Consider the following 18,925-nt stretch of genomic DNA (forward strand, 5'->3'; position numbering starts at 1 on the left):
GTATAATGGAAAGTGAACTCGACGCCGCCCACCGCGGTGCCAGACACAGCGCACTCTTTTCTTGTCACCCATTTTCCTGTCGCCCGTTTCTCCAGCGTTGACGTTTTGCTGCCCACCATTTTTCTGCCAATCCAACCCCGCATTGCCAACCCAACGAAGGAGTCTCCACGATGCATCGACTCCGAATGATCTGGTTCGCCGCCACCGTCGGCTGTGGATTGATTTGCTTCGGCGACGAAGCCGCACCGGTTGCGTCGAGCGTCGTGCCGCTGGAGCTGGTCGGCAATACCTACCAGGCGGCCGATTCGGTCAACATCGGCAACGAGCCATCGCAAGATGCCTTGGCCTGTTTGAACGGATTGATTTGGAACCCCTCGGAGTTCGAGACCAAGTGCACCGCGGCTGATGAGCTGCGTGGCGACGTCACGGTGCGTTTTCCGTCGCCCATCGACACCGGCGATCCGTGGAATGATTCGGTCGCGATGGAATGGTACGTCGCACGCGATGAACAACAGCGTCCCAAACGAGCCAAGGCGGTCGTGGTGGTTCATGAATCGGGCAGCAAGATGCCGGTGGGCCGCATGTTTGCCCACGGATTTCATCACTGTGGCTTCCATGCCTTTCTGATCCATCTGCCCCATTACGGCAAACGTCGTGAAAATGGAAAGAAGCCCGACGACTCATTTTTCTTCACGGCAATGCGGCAGGGGATCGCCGATGTGCGACGTGCCCGAGATGCCGTCGCGTGCCTCCCGTACGTCGATGATTCCAGTATCTCGCTGCAAGGTACCAGTCTGGGCGGATTCGTTTCGGCCACCGCGGCGTCGATCGACGATGGCTATGACCACGTCTTCATCACCCTTGCCGGCGGAAACCTGTTGAATGTGATCGAAAACGGAACGAAGGACGCCGCCAAGGTGCGCGAGCGATTGCAAGAAGCGGGGATCGACGGCGAAACGCTGCGATCGCTCGTCGATCAAATCGAACCGACGCGCGTCGCACACCGTCTGGATCCCGACCGTACCTGGCTCTACTCCGGGACGTTCGATTCCGTCGTGCCGATGTCCAGCGCCAACGCCTTGGCGACCTCCGCCAAGCTGGATCCATCACATCACATCAAGCTGTTGGCCAATCATTACTCGGGCATCATCTATCTGCCCGCGATCATCGACCACATGCGAAATCAAATCGAATCGGTCAAGTAGCAAGCAGAATCCAACCGTGTCGTCACGCTTCGGCGAATCAACCCAGCCCCACTCACCCAACAACATGACCCAACGATGGCAAACCCGACGCTTCGCTGGACGATTCAACACCTCTCAATGAACGTGCTGATTGCACTCGGTGCGCTGCTCGCCACCATCGCCGGCGCGGATGAGCCCGATCGTGCGTCGACGACCTCGGGCCAAGCGGGATCGAACGATCGACTTGGCCCCGTCTATCGCGACGCGACGTACGACGTGACCGTGACGAAGGGTGAGCCCTATGCGCAGGGCATGATCTACCATCCGTCCGATCCGACTCGAAGCTTCCCTCGCAATCTGACGCTCGATGTCTACCAGCCGAATGACAACCACCATCAGAAGCGGCCCGTGGTGCTGTTGATTCATGGCGGCGGTTTTTGGACCGGAGACTCGTTGATGTGGTCCATGGTGACCGGTGCCGAATACTTTGCCCAACGAGGATGGGTGTGCTTCTCCATCAACTATCGGTTGCATGGAGATCGTGGGATTGCGCCGAAAGGCTGGCCCGACAACCGACCGACCTACTCCGCAACACGGGACGCGAAGGCAGCGATTCGTTGGATCCGGGCCAATGCCGAAACGTATCGCATCCATCCCGACTATGTGGCCGCGTACGGCGGTTCGGCGGGCGCTTACATTTCCATCGCCCTGGGGGCGTCAGACGAAGAAGACTTTCGCGATGAACTGTTGAACCTGCCCCATGAGCGAAAACTGTTGGAAAACTCCCATCGCGACCAGTCTTCTACTGTTCAAGCCGTCGTCAGCCATTGGGGCTCCGGCTTGCTTCTCGGTCTGCTCAGGCGGTTTGATGGCCGCAGCCGATTCGACGCGGACGATGCACCCTTGTTGATGTTTCACGGAACCGCCGACACACGGGTACCGTACAGCGATGCGATCGAACTGCAACAAAAGTACAAAGCCAATCTGGAACTCTGGACGCTGGATGGATTGGGGCATTCGGCCTGGGGGGCGAAACACGATGGCCTGCCGATCATCGACATCGCGCACACCTTTCTACTCCGCGAGCTGAAGATCACACCGGCCGACGGTTGAGCCGCTGTGTATCAAAGCTAGTTGAAACCCAACATCACGTCGAGCGATTCGAGCCGGCGTCCTGCCCACGGCTTTCTGCCGCCCCTTTTTCTGCCAGCGACCGCGTTCCGCTCGGCACCGACCGCGATTTGCCACCTACTTTGGCTCGAATGGTGTTAGCGGAACGGCGCGAGCCGTCCGGTCGCGCTTCAAAAACACCGTGAAAGACCGGAGGGCTCGCGCCCTACCGCTAACAAAAACACCCCGCTTGGCGTCAAAGTAGCTGGCATTGATCGACCGCCATTTGCTCCGGGAATCACCGCGAGAAAGACGAGAAACGGGGCGGTCGCGAAAATCAAACGCAGCTTTCGAGAAGGATTTTTGGATTCCCGTTGTGGAAATCTGACCGCCTATCCAACCAGACAGGGGAGATTCCGGCCGCCCTATCCCGAGAATCCGACGCTGGCCGGCCGCGTCGCATTGGCCGGATTGCAAGGCGAGCCGGACGAAGAGCTTGTGTGATCGATGGGACCGTTGCAAAATGGGGCTGTGCGCGTTCCCCCAAGAAATATCACAACCTGAAAAAGGGGCGTATCGATGGCTAAAAAGAAAGCGGACAAAACGTCAAAAACGAAGACCGTGGTGAAGCCGGACGTCGTGTCACCGAAGGTGCAGACCAATGGTGCGTCGAAGAAGTCGGGTTCCAACGGCGCTCCGAAAAAATCCTCCTCGCCTCGGCGGATCTTCGACAACTCCGAAATCGGTCTGGTCGCCGGCGAGGTTTGGCAGACGCTGGAAGGTGGCGGTGAGCAGACCCTGACCAGTGTCAAAAAGAGCGTTGAAGCACCGGGGGACCTGGTGACCGCCGCGGTCGGCTGGCTGGCCCGCGAAAACAAACTCCGCTTCGTCCAATCGGGGCGGACCACCAAGGTCACGCTTCAGTAGTCGCACCCGAGCACCGGGCAGAGACCCTTTCGGTTACGTTCGACGCGACCCGAGCGACAAGAACGCGTTCAGCGCGGGGTGCGCTAACGGTGGGGAAAATCCACCGCAATGGAAGCGTCGCAATCGGTCACGCGATGCGGTCGCGCAGCAGCCGCGCGTCAGCATCACACGGACGCCACATTTTCTTGTCCCCAATTTTCCTGTCTTCCGTTCTCCCAGCCGTCCCATCTATTTATCTGCGCCCGATTTTTCTGCCATCGCTCGGCGGCGATACTTGCCATCGCCTTGTGGGCGTCACGGCTTGATCGCGCGGGTCGCAATGAACGTATCGAGAAACCTGGAAAGTGGGTCGGCGTCAACACAATGGCAAACTCTCCCGCTCTTGCTCGTTGGATCGTCGCGCGATCCACCGGCTTGGTCCAGCGATCGCCCCGCTCGACCAGCTTGTCCCAGGCCTGTCGGTTATGCCGCAATACATCCGCTTGGTTCATTGGAGACCTTGTTGTTGATTTGATTCATTGCGGCGGGTGAACGCAAACACGAGGTGGCGTCGTCGCTCGGGCAATGCCGAACTGACTCGATTGGATCCTGCCAATTCTACAACGGTCGCTGCTCTGACTGTCTGAACGGGATGGCAGAATGATGGATGGCAGAATGATGAAGACGGATCCGTGACCGAAATATCATTCTGCCCCGAATCATTCTGCCTTTTCCATCATCCTGCGTAACACGGGCGCGAGCGTTTTATCGCAGGACGACACGCCGAGGCTCACACGGGGCTCCAAATCCGTGAGAGTTTCAGCTTCAAATCCACCTGGCCGTCCTTGCCGCCGGAATGGATCGTGATGTCGTTGTGGTTGATCTCTTTGGCCCAGTACGGATCCTTCAACGGATGCCAAGCGGACCAGAGTTGAACATGGCCGGAGACGATGTCCGACTGGTCGTCCTTGAACAGTTCTTGGATCGCACCAAAAACCTTGTCGGCGACGAAGTCGACCGCCGCCGAGAACAGTTCGGCCAACAGCGGTCCGAGGGCGGGCACCTTGAGCGCCTCGGCGAGAGAGACCCCGGCTTTTTTCGCTCCTTCTTCAAGCTTTTGCCGAAGCTTTTTCTCGATCGTCTTGAACAGGAATTCTGCGATTTTGTGGTCATCCTTTTCGATGACTTTGATGAAGTAGCCGAAGGCTCCGGGGATCACCGCCGCGTTCCCTCGCAGGTTCGCTTCGCCGATCACCGCATGCGGTTCGCTGACCTGCCCGGAGTACAGAAACGCTGCATGCGATTTGCCATCCACGCGGAGGTCGCCTTGCGTGGTGTAGCAATTGATTTGCAAGTCGCTGAAGCCGCTGAGGTCGTCGCCGGTGGAACTGTCCACCGTGATCCGGTTCAGAATCAGCTGAAAGCCTTTGAGCAATTCGCCCCGCCACTTTCCATCCTTGAAGATCATCCGCCCGAAGAACGTTTCGACGGCAGGATCCTTTGCCGTTGGGATGTACACGCCGCCGGAGTAGTAACCGGAATCATGACGTCCCTTCCGCAGTGGAGCACCGAGCGGGCCTTCGGCGTCGCCCAACGACTTGAAGGTGGTCCAGGCGTTTCCCACCAGTGCGACGGCATCGCCACCGTTGATGTTCGGCCCCATGTAGTACGTCGCCGAGTTCTGGCTTCCCTTGCGCCAACGTTGTCGCGTCAGCAGGCGTCCGTGGCGATCCCTCACCTTTTCGAGTGACTTGTACTTTTTTCCTAGGTCGTACTTTCGGCCCGCGTTGTCGTGGGGGTTGCTCGCCGAGGCAAGGTCCAGGCTCACGCCCCCGGTCATGCCCGATGCGGGGTTCGCTTTGTGACTCGTGCCGACGAGTCTCGGTGATGTCCGGTCGACTCTGCGTCCGACTCTGCGCCCGACTCGTCGCGCGACATGACCGATCGGTCGCGGTGCGCGGAAGTCGAGTTCGGGGGGCTTTCGGATCTCGTTCGCCAGCGCGTCCACCGCGGGCCGCACACCTGTTCGGCGACCGAGCCGCGAGGGTTGACGAAGCGATCGCGACAGACGAGCCTTGCGAATCGACGGCAGAGCGTCGTATCGCGTTTTGATCGTGCGATCGAGTGGGTTTCGAGTCACGCGGCCGCTCAGACTGCGGCCAAGTTCCGCTTTGACATCGTCGACGACCTCATCCATCCACTGAAGATGAGTGCGGTCGAATCGCGCCGCGGCAATGGCATCTGCGGCCACGGCGTTGTTTGACAAGACGTCAAAGAGTGCTCCGCTGGAGATCACGGAGAGGGCTGCCGCACCGTCCCGCAGGAATCTGCGGCGGTCGGGATCAGATGGGTTCAGGTGAGAATCGGACATCGTAGGGTTCCTGGAAATCATGGTGGATCGGTTGGGGCGAAGGGCCAGGTGTGACGCCGCGTTACGGTTTGTGGTAGGCGTTGTTGTTTTGCTCGTTCGACTCATCGACGTGCTTGGTTGCGTCGACGGTGAGTCGAAAGTGCGTCTTCGACAACGCGACGCCGCCGGGCAGGATCGAAGCGGCATCGACCGTCACCACCGTCGCCTGCATGCCGTTAAGCTTCGGAACGGCAACCATTTTCTTGCGATTCACCTTCGTGCCCTCGATTTCGCCCACCGTCAGCAGCAGACGACAGGGGGACGATGAGGAGGAACCGATGTTGGCGATTTTTACTTCCGTCGCGGTCGATGGGCCCGCGGCGGGAAAAACGAATCCGACGATCCGCAGGTCGGGTTGAGAGGCGCCGGTGTGAACATGGACGTTGTTGTTTTCGTTGGATTCCGAGATCGTCTTTTGAGAATCGACCATCAGCTTGAAGGTTGTCTCAGCCGCACGAACCGACTTGGGGAGGATGTCGTCCAGGTGAATGATTAAGATTCCGCTGGACTTCGCCGTCAGCGGCTGGACTTTGAAATGCTTTTGCCGGGCCACATTCGAAGTGCCGATCTTTTTGACGACGCAGAGGAGCCGGCAGGGCTCTGATCCCTTGCTTCCTTTGTTGAGCAAGGTGATGCGGACCATCTTGGGCTTTTGGGGGTGGAACTTAACGCCGCCGATCGCGAGATCTGGCGCGACGCTGCCCGGTCTTCGGCCGATTGCCTCCGCGAGTGGTGCGTGACCCGTTGGGAGTTGCAGTCGCTGGCCGACCGGTTTTCTCACACGTTCGAGCCTCTGGGCGAAGACGACCGGAGAGTTCGTGAGCAGGAAGCCGACTGCGGCAACCGTAACAAGGGCGAATCGGCGGGGTAACGGCACGGGATGGACAAACATGCTTGTTCTCCTGAGAGTTGAAGGGGCGGCCGAATCGACGGCCGGCTTGATGGTTCAACTCACTTACGGAGGGCATTACAGGTCCCTGGGAAAAATGCCAGCGCCGCTTCCCTTTGGTGCCACCCATTTTTCTGCCCCCGATTTTTCTGCCGTTGATGATCCGAAGCGATGGGGGGCTGCCCACAGCGGGTCAGATGTTTTCAACGGCTCCCGTGCTGTCGGCGAAGGAATCGGTTTGGACTCCCAGACGTTGCAGCATCGTCACGTAGAGGTTCGATAGCGGCAGGTCTTCGCCTTTCGCTTCGTCTTGCCACGGTTCGCGTTTGCCCAACCATGGGCCGCCTTGGAAATTGTCACCGGCGTGATTGAGATATTGCCCGTGCTTGAATCCCATCTGTTTGCCGCCTGCCAGAATCAGCGGGTAATTGCGTGACAGATGGAACGCGCTGGACGCCGATCCCAGCAGCAACAGTGTGTTGTCCAGCATGCTGCCGCTGCCGGCCGGTTCGGGCGTCGCCTTCAGCTTGCCGATGAAACGCCCGTATTCTTCGTTCAAGAAGCGGCAATAGGTGCCAAAATTCTTCCAGCCGTCGGGGTTCTTCGTCTCGTGCGACAACTGATGGGCCAGATTGAACCCGACCGCACGCGCCAGATGATCGCTGCGTCCGACTCCGTTTTCCCGGCCGATCTGGTACGTCGCCACCCGCGTCGAGTCGGTTTTGAACGCCAGGAAGATCAAGTCGAACATCGTCTGCAGATACTTGCGCGGCTCTTCGGTGGTCAGTTCCAAATTCAATTGATCGCCGTCGACGCTGGGGAGCGGTGCGCCCAGCCAACGCTTGGCTTTTTCCACCTTGATTTCGGCTTGTCGGACCGAGTCCAGGTATTCGTCCAGGCTGCGTCGATCGGTGGTCGACAGCGATCGTCGCAGACGCCGTGCATCTTCCAGCATTTCATCCAGTGCGCTGCGACTGAGGAGCAACCGGCGAGCCGAATCGGCGTCGTTTTTCACGAACAGTCGATCAAAGATTTGCTTGGGGCGGTGCTCGGCGGGAATCGGCCTCCCGTTGCGATCGAACGAAATCGTGTGCGTTCCGCGCGCGGTGCCCGTTCCCCCATCGGTCGACATCACCAGCGACGCAAAACGCGTCTGGTCGCCGACGTATTGGGCGTATTCTTGGTCCAGCGAGATCGTGTTCTCGTACTCTTTGTCACCGCCGCCGGTGGCCGCCGCGGTCAGGAACTGGTCGGCGTTGTTGTGCCCGTGGACGCTTCGAGACCTCGGATGCGAAAAACCAGACAGCACCGTCAATTCGTCTTTGATCGACTCTAGCGGTTCCATGCATTTGGAAAACGTGAACTCGCTGCCACCACCCTGTGGAAACCAGGACCAGTCTTTGTAGGCCGGGTCTTCCGGCAACGGCATCGGCACGCCGTCGGGAAAGTAAAAGCAGCCGAGACGTTTCGGGTTCGGTCTCGGATCTGCGCCACGGGCCATCGGCCCCGACACCGATCCGAACATCGGTAACGCCAACGCCAGCCCGCTGCCTCGCAAGAATCGACGACGATCAATCAGGTTCATGTTCCATGCCATGGGGGGCTTCCTCAGTGAAGGCCTACGTTGAAGGCGCAAGTTTTATTGTGACGGATTGGGTTGGGTGTCTGGCTGTATCCAATCCGCTTAGATGGATCGAAACAGTTCGCTTTGGATGATTGTCTCGACGACAGTTCTCAGTCCATCGCCGTTGTGGCGAACGCGGGCGGTGATCGCATCAATTTCGGCTCGATCGGCAAACGTCAAGGGCCGACCCAACGCGTACGTGGCCAGCTTGGACACGATCGATCGGACAAATTGATCCTGCCGGTGCTGCAACAGGAAACGCTTCAAACCATCCATGCCGTCGAGCGTTTGGTGGTTGAATAACTCACTGGAGGCATCGATCGGTTTGCCTTGAACTTCATCACGCCAACGCCCCAGGGCGTCGTAGTTTTCAAACGCGATCCCCCACGGGTCGATCTTGCTGTGACACGACATGCAGGCGGCGTGATCGCGGTGGTTTTCGATGCGTTCCTTCAGCGTCATCTTGGCGATTTCCGGATCAGCCAGATCGATTTGCGGCACCGCGGGCGGGGGCGGGGGAGGCGGATCGCCGAGGATGCTTTCCAACAACCAGATCGCCCGCTTGAGCGGATGAGAATCGGGCCAGTCTGAATTCATCGACAGCAAACCGGCCTGTGTCAGCAAGCCTCCGCGGCGAAACCCATCGTCCAGGGAAACGCGTCGGAAATGATTGCCGCGGACACCGGACAGGCCATAGTGTTTGGCCAGTCGCTCGTTGACCATGGCGTAATCGCAGTGGATGAAGTCCAACACGCTGGCGTCCTCTCGCAGCATCTGGCCGAACAACGCGACCGGTTCGTGTTGCATGGCTTCTTTCAAGAGCGGATCGAAACCGGGGACGTGCTGTTTGAAGTTCAGGAAATCGAGCAACTGCATGTCCAGCCACTGATGCACGAAATGCTTGGGAAAACGTTCGCTGCGCGGATCGTCAAGCATCCGCTGGACTTGCGATGCCAGGATGTCGCCGTCGGCCAGTCGCCCGTCATCGGCCAGCGCCAACAGTTCCGGATCGGGAATGCTGCACCAAAGGAACAACGACAGCCGATTGGCCAACGCGTGGGCATCGAGCGGCGATCGCTCGGTGGATTCGTCGCTCGGTTCCGAGCGGGGCGCGTTGGAGACGTACAGAAACTGGGGCGAGGAGAGCACGGTCGCCAGGACTTCGACGACGGCTTCTTCAAAGCTGTCACATTGCGGACGCATTGCCGCGAAGAGCTTCAGCTTGCGATCGATCTCGGCGTCGTCGATCGGTCGCCGCCACGCTCGGTGCATGAACGACGCAAGGGTCTCGCGGGCGACGGCCTCTTCGTCGTCGGCGTTTTCAGGGTCGGCGTTTTCAGGGTCGGCAAAGATGCGGCGATGCGATGGTGGTGGCCATTGGTCATACACCGGAGCTGCGACGTGCACGAAATCGATCTGGATCTCCGACGGCGAGGCCGAGCTGTTGACCAATCGGATGTATTCCGATGGGCTGGGCGTGGCGCCCATCGGCGACGTTTTTCTGACCGAGTTGCGGGGATAGATTTCACCCAATGGCACGTCCCACTGGATGAGCTGCGGTTGATCCGGGCCGGCCGTGACAGGGGTGTCTTCGTTGCTGACTCGCACCAACGCACGGCCTTCGTTGCTGGCTCGCCAGCCGAACATCAATTGCAGACTGGGAAAGCCATCGCCCGTGGGGCTCACTCGCGACGCGCGAACGGTCACCCGCATCGTGCCTTCATCGGGCAACTGGTTGCCCAGTTCGATGATCAATCGCGCGTCCGATCCGTTCGGCAAAATCGCGACGCAGTCGTCCTGGTCTGGAAACGCGACAGGCTGGTCCGTAGGCGCAAATGCATACCGCGCGCCGTTGTATCGCCACTCGGCTTTGGCCATCCGGCCGCTGCACAGATCTTTGTAGTACGCCCCACGCGGTCGTTGGCGAAACGTTTCCCAAAGCTGATCCAGTTCAGCCGTCAGCTTTTCCGGATCGTCTTTCCATTCTTGCTTCAGCTTGTCGATCTGCGTGTCTTGTTTTGACCACTCGCGCTGGGCGGCCTGTTTCATCGCGATCCCCCAATACCGCGTCGTCGGCTTGTCTCCCGTCGCCGTCACTCGGTCAAGTGTGTTGCGGGCGATCCGGTGAGAGGTCTCGAAGTGTATGGCCGATAAATGCAGCACATCGGAACTGTTCTCGAAACCTTCCTCGGAGTGGGCTTCCGGTGGCAGGTCTCTGGCAAAGTCCCAGGGAACGCCGAACAGGTCTTGCAACGCATAGTTGTATTCGTATCGCGTCATTCGTCGGAATGCGGAATGATCGCCGGACCGGTGCCGCACGATCGAAGCGGAGTGCAATTCGCGGGACAGCCAATCGACAAGCCGTCGCCGCTCGTCGTCGCTTAACTCGCCGGCGTCAGGCGGAGGCATTTCGCCCTTGGTGATCGCGGCAAAGACTTCGGACCACCAATCGGTATCGGCACCGGTCAACAAATTGGGATCAAGTGTGTCGATTCGGACGTTGCCTTCGACCGTATCCGGACCGTGGCAGTCGATACAGTTCTGTTCCAGCAGTGGCTTGATCGTTGATTCGAACTGCGTCAAATTCGCTTGACGCGTTTCGGCGTCGCTGGCGCTTTCGCTCGGCTGATTGTTCCCCGCGGCTAGGCCCTTGAACCGGGATTGCTCTCGCCCGATGGTCTTCAAATCGGCGAGGGTCGGTCGGCCGTTTTCAATCCCTGACGGAGGGGCGTCCGTGTTGACTGGCGTTTGGTCGGCGGGTTTCTCGGCGCGGATCGACAGGGCGGCGAACGCGAGCGCGCCGGTCAGCAGCAACAATCGACTGGCTGTTCGTGGCATGAGAGAGATTGGGGTGGAAGACCCATGGTGGTAGGTCATCTTTCTGGCGGGCGGGATCCAAACGGCGGGGGTGCGGAGCACCGGACCAAATTCAATGGTACGTCGGCGCGAACGCTTGTCTGGACGTCAATATGATAGCAAGAGGTGGGCTGGCAGAAAAATGACGGGCAGAAAAATCGGAGGGCCGGGAAAAGGAGCGACAAGAAAATGGATGACAGGAAGATGGGACGCCCGCAACCGTTTCCAGAGGGGCGACCGAATCACACGTCGTCCCGACTCAGCTTGCCGGGATCCAAATCTCTCCAGGCCCCATTTTTCTGCCCCCTATTTTTCTGCCATCTCAAAGAATCAGTCGCTGGGTGGCACCGGGTGCGTTCCCATCGAAGTCTGTTACAAAAATTTAATTGACCTCTGCGCGACTCCAGCGTAAATTTGCAGTAGAGTCGTTTCCTGTGATTCTTCCTCTATTGATGAGGTCGCTAATGCAAGAACCACCGTCCATATTTGTGAGTGCACCTGCCTCCGGTTTGTGAGGAGGCCTTTGGTGTTCAGACTACATTTCGACTCTGACTTCGTCTTGCGTTGTGACACTGTATCTCGTTCGCTTTCCTGAAGCGGCAGTTTCCTGAAGCGGCGTTGATTCGTGTTTCGCCCAGAAAGGCATGGCATGAACGAACCAGCGTGATGTGTGGTGATGGACAGCACAGTGCGCTCGAACTTCTTCGAGGCTCTCGCCCTCTGTTTGTGGCGAGAGCCTCTTTCCATTTGGCCCTTCCACAGATCGATGGATGGCAAGAAAACGCGGCGCCCGAACCCGTTTCAACGGGGCAACGGAGTCACACGCAGGCGCGGCTCAGCTTCCTGACATCCCAATCACCCCCAGCCCCATTTTTCTGCCCCCGATTTTTCTGCCATCTCAAAGAAGCAGCCGGTGGGTCACGTCAATTGAGTGCTAACCGTTCTCTGGGGAGTCGATCCCGGGTGGGTTTTCCGCGGCATCGTTTTTATCGTCGGCCTCCGATGGCACCGCGGACGCTTCCGCCGCCGGCTCATCCGACTCCATTGACTCCTCCGGCGTTTTCTCGGCGGGCGGCTCCCGTTCATCGGCCGGCAAGATCACCATTCCCACATACTGAATGGATCCGTCCTCAGAGACTTCGCGGAGGTACAGGATGATTTGGTCAAACGGCACAGCGAGTCCTGGGACCAATGCGTCTCCGGCCAGTCGCGAACGCATCAGTTGGTCCAGAGTCACGTCCGGCGATTCGCCGAGTTTCAGATCGTAGCACTCTTCAAGATCCCGGACTTTGGTCGAACCGCGTAGCGGAAACTCCAACGACAAGGGCAACTCGGCCGACTTCCGTTCACGATGGGAAAACACGCGATCGACCATGGCTCGAACCGCGGGGCGCAGGATCACAACAAGGTGATCGCCGACCTCGATTCGAGAGCGGCCTTGGGGAGGCGTGATCTCTTCATCTCGGACGATCAACGCCACGACGACTCCGTCCGGCAAGGCCAGCTCCTTGATCTTGCGGCCGGCGGCCTGACATCCCGCTTCGACATAGTAATCGACAATGTCTCCGTTGACGTTCTGCAGTGAACTGATTTCCAGGGTGACCGGCGGCGGTCGGTTCGCCGGTTCAATGACATTCAGATAGCGAGCCATGACCGGCAGCGGCCAACCTTGAATCAGCGCCGAGACCAGCACGACAAAGAAGACCGTGTCGAACAATTGCGAGGCGCCCGAAAGGCCCGCCAGCATGGGAAAGGTCGCCAGCGTGATAGGAACGGCGCCCTTGAGTCCCACCAGCGACAGAAACATGACTTCTCGTTTTGAAAACTTGAAGAACGAGACCAACGTCGCGACGGCAAGCGGGCGTGCGACAAGGATCAGCACGGCGGAGATCAAAAGTGCAGGCCCCGCGGCGTCGAGCAGCCGGCTGGGAAAGCTGAGCAGGCCCAACGTCATGAACATCAGGATCTGGCAGATCCATGCCGCCGCATCATGGAATAGCAAGATGCCCCGATGGAAGACAGGACGCCGATTGCCGATCACGATCCCGGTGAGATAGACGGCCAAAAAGCCGCTGCCCCCGATGACCGCGGCAAGGCCGAAGGCGAGCAAGGCCAGTGCGGTTGCTAGCACGGGGTACAGACCGGCGGCACCCAGCCGAACATGCTGTAGGAGCCAAACCCCGCCATAGCCGACAAGCAGCCCGACGACCGCCCCGTAGGCAAGTTGCGTCAGAAATAGCGTCAGTAGGCCGGAGCCAAGTGGGACAGCGTTGGTGAGCACCTGGAGCAAGCCGACCGTCAAGAAAATCGCCATCGGATCGTTCGACCCGCTTTCAACTTCCAACGTGTCTGCCAAACGTCGCCGAATATTCACTCCGCCCGAGCGGAGAACTGAGAAAACCGCCGACGCATCGGTCGACCCGACGATGCTGCCGAGCAACAGCCCTTCGAGAATCGAAATGTGAAGGATCCAGGAGGCGGCCAGGCCCGTGATGGCGGCCGTCACAACGACCCCCAGCGTCGCCAACACCGCTGCCGGCTTCCAAGCCGTTCGGACCGATCCAATCGTTGTGCGGAGCCCCCCGTCGAACAGGATCAGACAGAGCGCGATGGTCCCGATCGTGTTGGCCGCGGAGTAGTCCTCAAACTCGATCCCGCCAATTCCCTCTGATCCGGCCAGCATCCCGACCACCAGGAACAAGAACAAAACAGGCACGCCCATGCGTGTCGAAAACTTGTTCGACGCGATGCCCAAGAGAAGCAGAATCCCCGTGAACAGAATCAACGATTCGACACTCAACAACATCGCATCATCCTGTCGCGAGATTCATGGGGTGGGCAAGTCGGGGCCAATTTGCATGCGTCAGCAATTGTACGCAGCGCGATTCTATCTGAATTAGCTGGCAGAAAAATCGGGGGTAGAAAAATCGGAGAGGCTGAGAGGGAGCGACAAGAAAATGGGCAGCAAGAAAATGGCACGCCCGAAACAGGTTCAATTGGGCCGACACAGTCACACGCATTCGTGGTTCAACTTCCTGCCGTCCAAATCTCCCCATGCCCTATTTTCTTGTCACTCATTTTCCTGTCTGTCTACTCCACCCCCCAATCCCACCCCGATTTTCTGCCCCTGATTTTTCTACCATCTGAGATTCAGTTGATGGGTGGCAGCACCTGAGGATTTCTAGTCGGCTTGATTGACTGATTCCAACCAGCGGCGACTCCATCGGAGGTAATCGGAGTCGGGATGTTGTGAGAGTTGCGTTTTCAGCTGTTCGTGTTGTTTGGATTCCACAAGCACGGGAATATCCGAGCCGGACGGAAATCGTTGCATCACGATCGACTCGATAAACTCCGGGCACCAACTGGGTACGTCGCCACGTGGCGGTGGCAGTCGCCAAATTTGGCAGCGGTAAGACACGGTTCCGCAAAAAACTGCGTTGCCGTGGTCAAAAAAAACGGGGCGACATCCGTCGGAGTCGACTCCCAGCGATGCTTGAGTGGGATGCGGATGAAGAACGGTCAACGGTTGCTGAGTCTCGGTGTCCCATAGGCGAAAGCCGGATTGGTCTGCTGCCAGTATCCGCTCGCCATCTTCACTGAAGCTCAGTGCCACCACCGGTTGATCGTGCACCATAGGCCGTCCGACAGGTTGTCCGTTTTGGGTGTTCCACAACCGGCATCGGCCATCACGGTCAGCCGTCACGATCAATTCTTTGGTCGGATGGATGCTGATGGAATTAGTTTCGACGGCATGTTCCAGACTCGTGATTCTCCGACCGGTAGCAAGTTCCCACAGAATGGTTCTGCGATCATCTGAATTTGTTGCCAAGAGCTGTTTTTGTTCGTCAATCTTGATGTGATAGACCTTGTCGGTGTGACCGAGTAACGTCACCGCGACTTGGCCGCTGTCAACATCCCAGACTTTGGCAGTTCCGTCGTTGGAGCAACTTCCCAGCCAACGACCACTTTCGGAAAAGCACAAATCATTGAGTCGTGAATCAGAGTGCCGCTCTTTCCAAATTGGCGTTAGCGATTCGAGGTCCCAAACAGCCACCCAGCCGTTTGCCGATCCCGTTGCAAAGCGATCTCCCGTCGGAGACATCCGCGAAGGCTGGATCGGATTTCCAGAATCAATGGGGCCTTTGATCAGCTCAAAATCGGGCGTGGACAACAGATAGATCTTGCCGCGAACCGTCACGATCAACAAGCGACTTCCATCAGGGGTGAAGGCGAGACCGTACGGCGTGCTGTCAAGCGGCAGTGGATCGCGGAGCGTTTCGCCAGTCGTTACGTCGACGATCGTCACGTATTCCACTCGGTCGTAGCCATTGCTGCCCCGTTGCACAACATTCGCCGCAACCCAGTGACCATCGGGGCTGACAGTGCCTGCCGAGGCAAGATACGGCTCTGGACTTTCGGCAAGCACGGGCGGAACTTGAGGTTCATGCAGTCGCCACAACTGAATCGAATCGATATGCCAAGATCCCAACTCCGAACAGGATCCCGTCCAGAGCAGGTCACCGGATTCAGTGCTCCCAGCACTCACGATTCCTTTTGAGATGATGACGGGGCTGGCGGACGGATCGCCGGTCAGCGCATCCCAGAATCGTACACCGTTGCGGCCAGAAACCATCATCAGTTGCCGCTGTCCGTCAAAGGCATGGATCGAGGTAACACGTTCCGCGTGAGTCATCCGCGAACCACTTTGCAGTCCCGTATGCGTGTCGTAGGAGACCACCCACTCCTGCAGTACGGAGGACGCGAACAGGCGGTTTCCGTCTGCGGCGAAGGTGAGGTTCGTGACCTCACCTTCATGAGTGTCTAACTTGCATTTGCGAAGACCGCTTTCGATATCCCAGACAGCGGCGTTACCAAAATTGTTCTCGCAAGCTGCAACGAGGCGGCCGTTTGCACTGATGGTTGCGTCACCAATGCGGAATTCATTGACACGTAGCAATTCAGTTCCTGATTCAACATCAACCGCGATGGCCTCGCCGTTGTTCAATCTCAACACCGCTCGCTTGGCGTCGCTGGACAGCGACAGAGCCGCAATTGATTGCTGGAAATCATAGACTTGATCGAAGTCTTCCCGATCCAGGTCGATCACATGGAGGCTTGAACCTTCCACGACGACTACTTGAGGTTGCGGAGACGGATATTCGAGCTGGACAATTTGGTTGTCGAAACGAAGCGAGCGAATTTCCTGCCGACTTTCCACATCGAAGACTTGTAACAACTTCCCTTTGCCTGAGACCGCCGCGAGACGCTCGCCCGAGTGATCGAAGGCAAGCGATTTGACGACGCCGTCGAATACCAACGGCCGTCCAATTTGTTGACTATCACTGACGCTCCAAAGTCGAATCGTTTTGTCTTCCGATCCCGTCGCCAGGATGCGACCGGTTGGATCCAGTTGCACGGCGGTGATGATCGCCTGACCGGGATGAAGAATCTCCGGGCCGACCGGAACGTGACAACGCGATTGATCCAAGACCGACATGGCGTACATCGCGACGCGCCAATCGGTTGGATCGTCACGCATCATTCTGGCGAGATGGGTAAGGGCAAGTCGAACTTCTCCGCGGGTGACGAGATCTGTGATTCTCGACCAGGTCAACGTGGCCACCATTTCCGTCAGAGTTTCGTTGGCCTTTGTTGCTCGACGAGATTGCCAGGCAACGCCGACGGTTCCACAGACGAGGGCCAAAAACAAAGTAACTGCAAGCAGTGAAACTCTGCGGTTGCGTTTCGCCCACCGCCACAGCTCTTGAAACGGGCCGACCGGTCGGGCCTCGATCGATTCGCCACGAAGAAAACGATCCAATTCTGCGCCAACCTCGGCTGCAGATGCATAGCGAAGGTGTGGTTCTTTCTGCAAACATCGCAGGGCGATGGTTTCCAGGTCCGGATGGATGCGTTCGTTCACGCTTCGTAGACGCTCGGGCGTTTGGTCGATGACCCGACGAATGGTCTCGATTGCGTTTTTTCCCGCAAACGGAGGTTGGCCGGTCAACAATTCATACAGCACCGCGCCGAATGAATAGATGTCCGCGAGCGTCGTCATTTGGTCGTGATCGCCGCTGGCCTGTTCCGGCGACATATAGCTTGGACTGCCCAGCACCGCGGTTGTCCTGGTCAACGTGTCCTGTGTTTGCTCCGTCAGCTTCGCTAATCCAAAGTCGGTCAAGTAGGGTTCGCCCGCAACATCAACCAGGATGTTGCTGGGCTTGATGTCACGATGGAGGACGCCGTGCTTGTGCGCGAGGGCCAGCGCATTGGCAATCTTCAACATCATCTTCGCGATGCGTCGCTGTCGATCGAGAACCTGAGATGCCGTGCCATCTTGAACGCGGTATTCATTGATCAGGGAAGCCAGGTTTTCGCCCTCGATCAGCTTCATGCTGAAGAAGTGCAGCGTCTCTGATTCGCCGACTTCGTAGATCGGAACGATATGCGGATGCGCCAGCTTTGCCGCAGCTTCCGCTTCGGTTTGAAAACGACGCACCAGATCGGGGCTAGCCAATTGACCGGCGATGATCATCTTCAAGGCGACGGGGCGATTGAGGCTGATTTGCCTGGCGCGAAAAACGACTCCCATTCCGCCACGGGCGATTTCCGATTCGATTTCGTAATCGGCAAATCGAGTTTGTTCGAGCAAACTGACGAACGGATCGTGGCCCCCTGGCATCGAGTCTTGGCCATCCTTTGCCAGTTGCAACAGACACGCCATGCACTGACCCGCCGCGAGACTGCTTTGCAGTTCGCTTCCGCAAGAGATACAGGTCGGTGGATCTGATTTCATGTCGGATTCAAAGCGAGTTGAGTACGTGGCTACATAAGGTGGTAAAACCCCTTTTCGAGATTGGTCACTCAACAAATAATCATTTTTGACTCTTTTCGCCAAACGCTACCATGAATTCGCTTTCCTGGCAGGCATAGGCAAAAAGGGATTCAGCAACCGTTGGTGTGTAGCCTTTACCCCTGCCATTGGTGCCTACACCTCTTTTGTGATTCTGATCTGGTCTGGTTGGATGGTTTCGGCCAACGGCCATAAACAAACTTGGCTCATCGCCGTACCAGCGAGATCATTTTCGATAATTCGCCCTCGACATCGTCGGGGTTGTCGAGTGTCGCCGCGACTTCATGGCGGACACGCTCGGCGTACTCTTTCCTGATGCGGTGAATGGACATTTTTGTTGCTGACAGGCTCAACCCCAGTTGCTCAGCAAGTGACGCCAGTGGCAAACGTTTTTCGTCAGCCGTTAAAAAGGGATAGAGCACCCTATAAAGCTCTTCGCGACCGGCAACCTGATAGTCGTGACGCAATCCCGAAAGAACGCGATTGAGTAGTTCTTCGACCCAATCACGTTCAAACTGCCGTTCGGGATCATCCTCGATGGCCAAGCGACCTTGGTAACGTTTCTCAAATTCTTCGTCCTGGATCGAGATCGTTCGTGTGCCGCCGCCACGTCGCTGGGTTTGCTGTTGGCGCCAGTGATTGCGGAGATAGTTCTTGATTGATGCCAGCAGAAAGGCGCGGAAGCGGCCTTTTTCGGGGTGCACGTCGCGGATACCGGAACTCGCCAGTAACTGCGCAAAAAATCCCTGCGTCACGTCCAGTGCATCATCCGGCGTCAGCCCGCGCCGCCGCACGTATGCGTAAAGCGGATACCAATAGGTGCGGCACATTTGGTCGAGTGCTTCGGCCGCTGCTTCATCACCCGACTCAGCCACTCGCAGAATGACGCTCCACTGCGTGCTCTTGAATTGGGAGGATTCTGGGCTGGGGAATTTCAAGGCTGCACTTGGCTCCAAATGTACACCGACAGCACTTCGCGCGGCCGTGCGAATTGTCGATCTGTCAGATTCTATTCTGATTCTCTGTTTGCTTCAGCGGTGGACGACACACTTGAGTCGAAGATTCAGTTTTTTTTGGATTTCAAATGACT

At 57.9% G+C, this 18,925-nt stretch carries 12 protein-coding genes; 4 read left to right on the forward strand and 8 right to left on the reverse strand.

All coding sequences use genetic code 11. The annotated features are described in order from the left end of the window. The first annotated feature begins 170 nt into the window (after window positions 1-170). The 3 genes from Enr13x_RS12575 (at window position 171) to Enr13x_RS12585 (ending at window position 3,221) form a co-directional block, all read left to right on the forward strand. Window positions 171-1,205: a dienelactone hydrolase family protein gene (locus Enr13x_RS12575; protein WP_145386483.1), complete on the forward strand. Its 1,035-nt coding sequence runs from the start codon at window positions 171-173 to the stop codon at window positions 1,203-1,205. A 75-nt stretch (window positions 1,206-1,280) separates the two neighbouring features. After that, window positions 1,281-2,297 (forward strand): carboxylesterase family protein, encoded by a 1,017-nt coding sequence (locus Enr13x_RS12580; protein ID WP_145386485.1) that lies wholly within the window; start codon window positions 1,281-1,283, stop codon window positions 2,295-2,297. A gap of 576 nt (window positions 2,298-2,873) precedes the next feature. After that, window positions 2,874-3,221, forward strand: coding sequence for a winged helix-turn-helix domain-containing protein (locus Enr13x_RS12585; protein WP_145386487.1), 348 nt, complete (start codon window positions 2,874-2,876; stop codon window positions 3,219-3,221). Between the two features lie 164 nt (window positions 3,222-3,385). Here the strand turns inward: Enr13x_RS12585 and Enr13x_RS12590 are convergent, their stop codons facing one another. The 3 genes from Enr13x_RS12590 to Enr13x_RS12600 form a co-directional block, all read right to left on the reverse strand. Continuing rightward, entirely contained in the window at window positions 3,386-3,712 is a 327-nt protein-coding gene (locus tag Enr13x_RS12590; protein WP_145386489.1) for a hypothetical protein, read from the reverse strand. 278 nt (window positions 3,713-3,990) lie between these two features. Then, complete coding sequence (locus Enr13x_RS12595; RefSeq protein WP_145386490.1) at window positions 3,991-5,571, reverse strand: hypothetical protein; 1,581 nt, start codon at window positions 5,569-5,571, stop codon at window positions 3,991-3,993. 61 nt (window positions 5,572-5,632) lie between these two features. After that, window positions 5,633-6,253 (reverse strand): CARDB domain-containing protein, encoded by a 621-nt coding sequence (locus Enr13x_RS12600; protein ID WP_197455989.1) that lies wholly within the window; start codon window positions 6,251-6,253, stop codon window positions 5,633-5,635. Window positions 6,254-6,268: 15 nt separating this feature from the next. Here Enr13x_RS12600 and Enr13x_RS37930 point away from each other — a divergent pair, with 15 nt between their 5' ends. Then, a complete protein-coding gene (locus tag Enr13x_RS37930; protein ID WP_197455990.1) occupies window positions 6,269-6,481 on the forward strand; it encodes a hypothetical protein in 213 nt (70 codons plus the stop codon). 211 nt (window positions 6,482-6,692) lie between these two features. Here Enr13x_RS37930 and Enr13x_RS12605 read toward each other — a convergent pair whose 3' ends face one another. From Enr13x_RS12605 to Enr13x_RS12625, 5 genes are all read right to left on the reverse strand, one after another. Continuing rightward, a complete protein-coding gene (locus Enr13x_RS12605; protein WP_145386494.1) occupies window positions 6,693-8,096 on the reverse strand; it encodes a DUF1552 domain-containing protein in 1,404 nt (467 codons plus the stop codon). Between the two features lie 87 nt (window positions 8,097-8,183). Further along, on the reverse strand, window positions 8,184-10,961 hold the full coding sequence (locus Enr13x_RS12610) for a DUF1592 domain-containing protein (RefSeq protein WP_145386496.1): 2,778 nt from the start codon (window positions 10,959-10,961) through the stop codon (window positions 8,184-8,186). A gap of 952 nt (window positions 10,962-11,913) precedes the next feature. Next, window positions 11,914-13,785, reverse strand: coding sequence for a potassium/proton antiporter (locus Enr13x_RS12615; protein ID WP_231744244.1), 1,872 nt, complete (start codon window positions 13,783-13,785; stop codon window positions 11,914-11,916). A gap of 375 nt (window positions 13,786-14,160) precedes the next feature. Then, on the reverse strand, window positions 14,161-17,778 hold the full coding sequence (locus tag Enr13x_RS12620) for a protein kinase domain-containing protein (RefSeq protein ID WP_145386498.1): 3,618 nt from the start codon (window positions 17,776-17,778) through the stop codon (window positions 14,161-14,163). Window positions 17,779-18,041: 263 nt separating this feature from the next. Then, window positions 18,042-18,773 (reverse strand): RNA polymerase sigma factor, encoded by a 732-nt coding sequence (locus Enr13x_RS12625; protein ID WP_197455991.1) that lies wholly within the window; start codon window positions 18,771-18,773, stop codon window positions 18,042-18,044. Window positions 18,774-18,925 lie beyond the last annotated feature (152 nt).

This window comes from Stieleria neptunia (genome assembly GCF_007754155.1).
Taxonomy (GTDB): Bacteria; Planctomycetota; Planctomycetia; order Pirellulales; family Pirellulaceae; genus Stieleria; species Stieleria neptunia.

Bases quoted from the DNA above. Each gene is read 5' to 3' on its own strand.
- Enr13x_RS12580 (WP_145386485.1), top strand. From the start codon at position 1,281: ATGGCAAACCCGACGCTTCGCTGGACGATTCAACACCTCTCAATGAAC.
- Enr13x_RS12600 (WP_197455989.1), bottom strand. From the start codon at position 6,253: ATGGTCCGCATCACCTTGCTCAACAAAGGAAGCAAGGGATCAGAGCCC.
- Enr13x_RS12615 (WP_231744244.1), bottom strand. From the start codon at position 13,785: ATGTTGTTGAGTGTCGAATCGTTGATTCTGTTCACGGGGATTCTGCTT.
- Enr13x_RS12590 (WP_145386489.1), bottom strand. From the start codon at position 3,712: ATGAACCAAGCGGATGTATTGCGGCATAACCGACAGGCCTGGGACAAG.
- Enr13x_RS12605 (WP_145386494.1), bottom strand. From the start codon at position 8,096: ATGGCATGGAACATGAACCTGATTGATCGTCGTCGATTCTTGCGAGGC.
- Enr13x_RS12575 (WP_145386483.1), top strand. From the start codon at position 171: ATGCATCGACTCCGAATGATCTGGTTCGCCGCCACCGTCGGCTGTGGA.
- Enr13x_RS12595 (WP_145386490.1), bottom strand. From the start codon at position 5,571: ATGTCCGATTCTCACCTGAACCCATCTGATCCCGACCGCCGCAGATTC.
- Enr13x_RS12585 (WP_145386487.1), top strand. From the start codon at position 2,874: ATGGCTAAAAAGAAAGCGGACAAAACGTCAAAAACGAAGACCGTGGTG.
- Enr13x_RS12610 (WP_145386496.1), bottom strand. From the start codon at position 10,961: ATGCCACGAACAGCCAGTCGATTGTTGCTGCTGACCGGCGCGCTCGCG.
- Enr13x_RS12620 (WP_145386498.1), bottom strand. From the start codon at position 17,778: ATGAAATCAGATCCACCGACCTGTATCTCTTGCGGAAGCGAACTGCAA.